Source organism: Planomonospora algeriensis, from assembly GCF_977012225.1.
On record NZ_CDRNDK010000431.1, the window covers coordinates 1 to 5,209 of the forward strand.

Sequence of the window (5,209 nt, forward strand, 5' to 3'; positions counted from 1 at the left end):
GGCCCGGCCCAGGGAGCGCACGCGCCCGCAGCGGGTGGGTCGCGACCGGGTGACGGCTCCGGCGAGCATTTGTGACGATCCCCCGGCGCGGCGGTCGGCCGGCGCTCCGCCGGGGGTTCGACGGCGCGCGGCTCGGGGGTGAGGTCCAGCAGCGCGGCCAGCGTCTCCGCGCCCGACACCCCGTCGATGGCGCAGTGGTGGACCTTGATGTACAGCGCGGCCCGGCCGCCGGTCAGGCCCTGGATCAGGTGCATCTCCCAGAGCGGGCGGCGGCGGTCCAGATGCCGCTCGTGGAGCCGGGCGACCGCCTCGGCGAGCTGGGCGTCGTCGCCCGGCATCGGCAGGGTCGTCTCGTGCACGTGGTGGGAGACGTCGAAGGCGGGGTCCTCCGTCCAGTACGGATGGTCGAGGCCGAACGGCACGCTCACCAGGCGCAGCCTGAGGGCCGGGGCCAGGTGCAGCCGGTCGCGCAGCAGCGCGATCAGGGCCTCGCGGGTGATCCTGCCTTCGGGGGTGCGGCTCGGATCCAGCACGGCCACCCCCGCGACATGGGCGGCGGTGGTCGCCGACTCGGCGTGCAGGAACTGCGCGTCGAGCGGGGTCAACTGGCGCATCGGCTGGGCCTCTCGGCGGAGAGAATGGGAACGGACCGTTGGAACGGACTCTGTCATCATCACCCCGGTTCGTTTCGTCTGCGTTTCCGTGGAGCAACCGGAGGAGTCTTTCAGATGAAATCCGCAATAGCGAACGCCGATTTCGGTAACGTGTCCTGCCTGATCAACGCATGCGCAGGTCATGCGGGCGCGGTGGCCGATTTTCCCGTTGGGGTCATGTTTCCGTTCCGCTGGCGATTCCGCTAGACGTTTATGACCCGCACCGGACAGCGCACAACCGCGTTAAAGAGATATCCCAATTCATTGTAAGGGCTTTCCATGGGCTGGGTCGCACCGGTGGCGTCGGTCGCGCGGGCGAGCAGCGTGTACGGACCGCTCGCCGGAGGGTTCCAGGTGACGTGCCAGCGGGTCCAGGCGCGGGCGACGTGCGCGCCGCGCAGCAGGGCGGGCCGCCAGGCGGCGCCGCCGTCGACGCTCACCTCGACCGAGGTGATCCGGCCACGACCGGACCAGGAGCGGCCGTGCAGCACGTGCGGGCGCCCGGCGGGCAGGACGGCCTCCCAGGGCAGCTCGAAGACGCTCTTGACGTCGCAGGCGGTCAGCGGGGGACCGCCCTCCGGCGGGTGGTCGCCGCCGAGCATGCGGTAGAACTCCGTCGTCCACGGCGAGGACAGCGGCTCGGCGGAGACCTCGATGTCGCCCACCCACTTGACCGAGGCCAGCCCGATCCACGACGGCACGACCAGCCGGACCGGGTGCCCGTGGTCGGGCGGGAGCGGCTCGCCGTTCATCTCGTAGGCCAGGATGACGTCGTCGAGGGCCTTGGCGACCGGGATCGGCCGGCGCACGCGGCCGTGGTCGACGCCGTCGGCCACGTAGCGGGGATCGAGGCCGCGCGGCATCACGTCGACGGCGTCGGGGGTGATCCCGGCGAGCTCCAGCACCGCGGCCAGCGGCACCCCGCGCCAGCGGGCCACTCCGGCGGCGCCGAGCCGCCACGGGGTGCCGGAGACCTCCTGGTGCTGCTGGTCGGTGAAGAACCGCCGGCCGTTGCCCGCGCACTCGATCAGCACGTCCCGGGTGACGGAGGGCAGGGCGAGCAGCTCCCGGTAGCCGAAACCCCTCGGGGCGCGCAGGCCCGAGCCGTGCAGCTCCAGCCGCCAGGCCGCCGCGTCGATCACCGGGGTGCGGGTGTGGTTGCGCACGAAGAACCGATCGGTCGGCACGTGGTATCCGGCGCCGCGCATGGCCTCCCAGCGCATCTCGGCGCAGGAGCCGTGCACGTCGAACAGCTCGGGAGGCAGCGGCTTGACGATGGGTCCGGCGGTGGGTTCGACGACGGCCTCGTCCGGCATGCGGCACCATCCCCTCATTGCAGTCATTACCTACTAGGAAACCATGCAATCTCGCGGGGGGCGCGGTTTCGCGGACTCTCAGTGGCTTCTCGGTGACCTCCCTGCGCCTCCCGGCGGCTTCCCTGTGACCCTGACGGTTTCCCGGTGACCCGGCGGCTCCCCGGCGGTTTCCCGGGACCCCGGCGGCTTCCTGGCGGTCCCGCCGGCTCCTCAGCGGCCCAGGAAGGCCAGCAGCCGCTCCAGCGGCCAGGCGTTGACCACCTCCTCCGGGGTCAGCCAGGCGCGCTGGGCGATGCCGACGCCGAAGCGCTGGCCCGCCAGGTGGGGCACCGCGTGGGCGTCGCTGTCGATGGAGAAGACCACGCCGTGGTGGCGTGCCAGCCGTACCAGGTCGTCGGGCAGGTCGGAGCGGTCGGGCATGGAGTCGATCTCCATCGCGGTGCCGGTGCGGGCGGCGGCGCGGAAGACCTCGTCCCAGTCGGCGTCCACCGGCTCCCGCCGGCCGATCAGCCGGGTCGTGGGATGGCCGATGACGTGGACGTGCGGGTTCTCGCACGCGGTGACCAGCCGGCGGGTCATCTCCTCGCGGGACTGCCCGAAATGGGAGTGCACGCTCGCCACGCACACGTCGAAGCCCGCCAGGATCTCGGCCGGCCAGTCGACCGAGCCGTCCGGGGCGATGTTGAGCTCGGTACCGTGCAGGAGCCGCATGTCCGGATATCTACCCTGAAGTCGCTTGATCTGTTCGCGCTGCTCCAGTGCCTTCTCCAGCGTCATCCGGTGCATGGCCAGGTCCGGGGCATGGTCGGTGATCGCGTAGTAGGAGTGGCCGCGCGCCGCGGCGGCCGCCACCATGTCCTCCAGCGAGGCGATGCCGTCGGTCAGGTCAGTGTGGGTGTGCAGGTCGCCCCGGAGATCCTCCAGCGTCACCAGCCGGGGCAGCCCGCCCTCCAGCGCGGCGGCGACCTCCCCGCCGTCCTCGCGCAGCGCGGGCGGGATCCACTCCATGCCGAGCGCCCGGTAGACGTCCTCCTCCTCGGCCGCCGCGATCACCCGGTCGCCGTCGAAGAGGCCGTACTCCGAGAGCTTCCAGCCCTTCTTCACGGCGATCTCCCGCAGGCGCACGTTGTGCGCCTGCGACCCCGTGAAGTACAGCAGGCCGGCGCCCCACGACTCGGCCGGGATCAGCCGCAGGTCCACCTGCACGCCCTGGTGGGTGCGGATCGAGGTCTTCTTCCCTCCCGAGGCGATGACCTCCGCGACGTACGGCCTGGCCTTGAAGTCGTCCATGAGCGACTCCGGCGCGACGGCCAGCACGTCGACGTCGCCGGCGGTGTCGCGCATCCGGCGCAGCGACCCGGCGTGGGCGATGCGCTCGGCCCCGCCCCGCAGCGAGGCGACGACCCGCTCGGCCAGCTCCATCGCCACCCCGACGTGCACCCGCGCGCTGGTCCGCGCCAGCTGCTCGACGCCCCGCAGGAGGTTCTCCTCGGTCTTGGGGCCGAAGCCCTTCACCCCCTTGAGCCGGCCCGCCCTGATCGCCTCGGCGAGCGCCTCGGGGGAGTCGACGCCGAGCTCCTGGTAGAGGAAGACCGCCTTCTTCGGCCCGAGCGAGGGCACCCGGGTCAGCCTGCGCACCCCCTCGGGGACCCGGCCGCGCAGCTCGTCGAGCTGCCGGAAGCCGCCCCGCTCGAGGTACTCCTCGACCTTCTTGGCGATCGCCTCGCCCACGCCCGGCACGCTCCGCACGGCCGCGGAGGCGATGTCCTCGGGGAAGCCCGCGATGGCCTTGGCGGCCTTCTGGTAGCTGCGGACCCGGAACGCGTCACCGCCCGTCATCGCGAACAGCTCGGCGTACTCCTCCAGGGCGGCGGCCACATCGTCATTCGCTCGTGTCACGCGCCCACCCTAGGAGATCACCCCGACGATTCCGGGCCCGCGGCGGCACCGGGCGCGACGGGCGGCAGGGACCGCACCGACGGGGTGGGCGGGACGGACGCCCCGGCCTCGGCGGGTACGGCGGAAACTCCGGGTACGGCGGGTGCGGCGGATGGGGCGGATGGGGCGGATGGCAGGAGCCGCGCCAGCGGGGCGGGCAGCCACCAGTTGCCCCGCCCCAGCAGCCGCATCAGCGCCGGGACCATGACCAGGCGGACCAGGACCGCGTCGATGGTGATCGCCGCGGCGACGGCGAAGCCGAGCTGCCGGACCTCCTGCCGGTGGCCGGCGATCAGCCCGCCGAAGGTGACGACCATGACCGCGGCGGCCAGGGTCACGGTCCGCGCGCTGTGCCGCAGCCCCAGCGCGACCGCCTCGGTGTCACCGGCGCCGGCGCGGCGGTACTCGGCGATGCGGTGGACCACGAACACCTCGTAGTCCATCGACAGGCCGAACACCAGCGTGAGGAGGGCCACCGGCAGCACCGCGGAGACCGTCCCCGCTCCGGACGGCCCCTGGAACACCCAGACCGTCAGCCCGAAGGCCGCCGCGACGGTCAGCAGGTTCAGCAGCACGGCCTTGAGCGGCAGCAGCAGGCTGCGGAAGGCCGCCAGCAGGAACAGCAGCGAGCCGGACAGCACCAGGGCCGCCACCTGCCAGAGCCGGTCGGTGCTCGCGGCGCCGAGGTCGGCCGTCATCGCGGCGGGCCCGCCGACCAGCACCGGCTGCCGGGCGGGCAGCAGGCCCAGGTCCGGCGCCCGCGCGATGCGCTCATTGAGCGCGGCCGCGCCGCCGGTCGGCGCCTGGTCGCTCAGCACCATGACGGCGGTCAGGTCGCGGCCGTTGTCGGCGGGCACGGCCAGCGCCACGCGCGGATCGGCGCGCAGCGCGGCCACCAGCGCGGTGGTGTCCACCGGGGCCGCCCGGCGCGTGAGGCAGCAGCACCGCCGTCAGCCCCGCCACCCCGTCGGCCTCCATCCGCGCCAAGCCGCGTCCGGCGTCCGTGCCGGCGACGGACGCCCGGTCGACGTCCATGCCCAACCGGAGACCGGACAGCGGGGCGGCGGCCAGCAGCAGGAGCGCGGTCGCGCCCGCCAGGTAGGGCCACGGATGACGCATCAGATGCCGGGCCCAGCGCGCCCATCCGCCCCCTCCGCACTCCCGGCGCCCACCGCGCCGGGGCAGGGCGCCGAATCCCAGGAAGCGGTCGCACCCGGCCAGCAGGGCCGGCAGCAGCGTCAGCGCCGCGGCCGGCGCCACCACCGCCGCCACCCCGGCGGGCAGGGCCAGCGAGCGGACCAG

Annotated in this window: 4 protein-coding genes and 1 pseudogene; all 5 read right to left on the reverse strand. The window is 73.6% G+C overall.

Translation table 11 applies throughout. The features are described from left to right. Positions 1–614: wax ester/triacylglycerol synthase domain-containing protein (locus tag ACWJ6R_RS29525; RefSeq protein WP_449065366.1), on the reverse strand; the 614-nt coding region annotated here is incomplete at its 3' end. 242 nt (positions 615–856) lie between these two features. Continuing rightward, positions 857–1,969 carry a sulfite oxidase gene (locus ACWJ6R_RS29530; protein ID WP_449065367.1) on the reverse strand — a complete coding sequence of 371 codons (1,113 nt, stop codon included), beginning with the start codon at positions 1,967–1,969 and terminating at the stop codon, positions 857–859. Positions 1,970–2,179: 210 nt separating this feature from the next. After that, positions 2,180–3,868 (reverse strand): DNA polymerase/3'-5' exonuclease PolX, encoded by a 1,689-nt coding sequence (gene polX, locus ACWJ6R_RS29535; protein WP_449065368.1) that lies wholly within the window; start codon positions 3,866–3,868, stop codon positions 2,180–2,182. Between the two features lie 17 nt (positions 3,869–3,885). After that, the gene (locus tag ACWJ6R_RS29540; RefSeq protein ID WP_449065369.1) at positions 3,886–4,728 is read right to left on the reverse strand and encodes an MMPL family transporter; all 843 of its coding nucleotides are present in this window, start codon (positions 4,726–4,728) and stop codon (positions 3,886–3,888) included. Beyond that, a pseudogene (locus tag ACWJ6R_RS29545) lies at positions 4,679–5,209 on the reverse strand (hypothetical protein); the annotation flags it as partial. The gene ACWJ6R_RS29540 and the pseudogene ACWJ6R_RS29545, both read right to left, overlap by 50 nt.

Excerpts from the sequence above, each read along its gene's own strand:
- ACWJ6R_RS29530 (WP_449065367.1), bottom strand. The coding sequence starts at position 1,969 with ATGCCGGACGAGGCCGTCGTCGAACCCACCGCCGGACCCATCGTCAAG.
- ACWJ6R_RS29540 (WP_449065369.1), bottom strand. The coding sequence starts at position 4,728 with ATGGTGCTGAGCGACCAGGCGCCGACCGGCGGCGCGGCCGCGCTCAAT.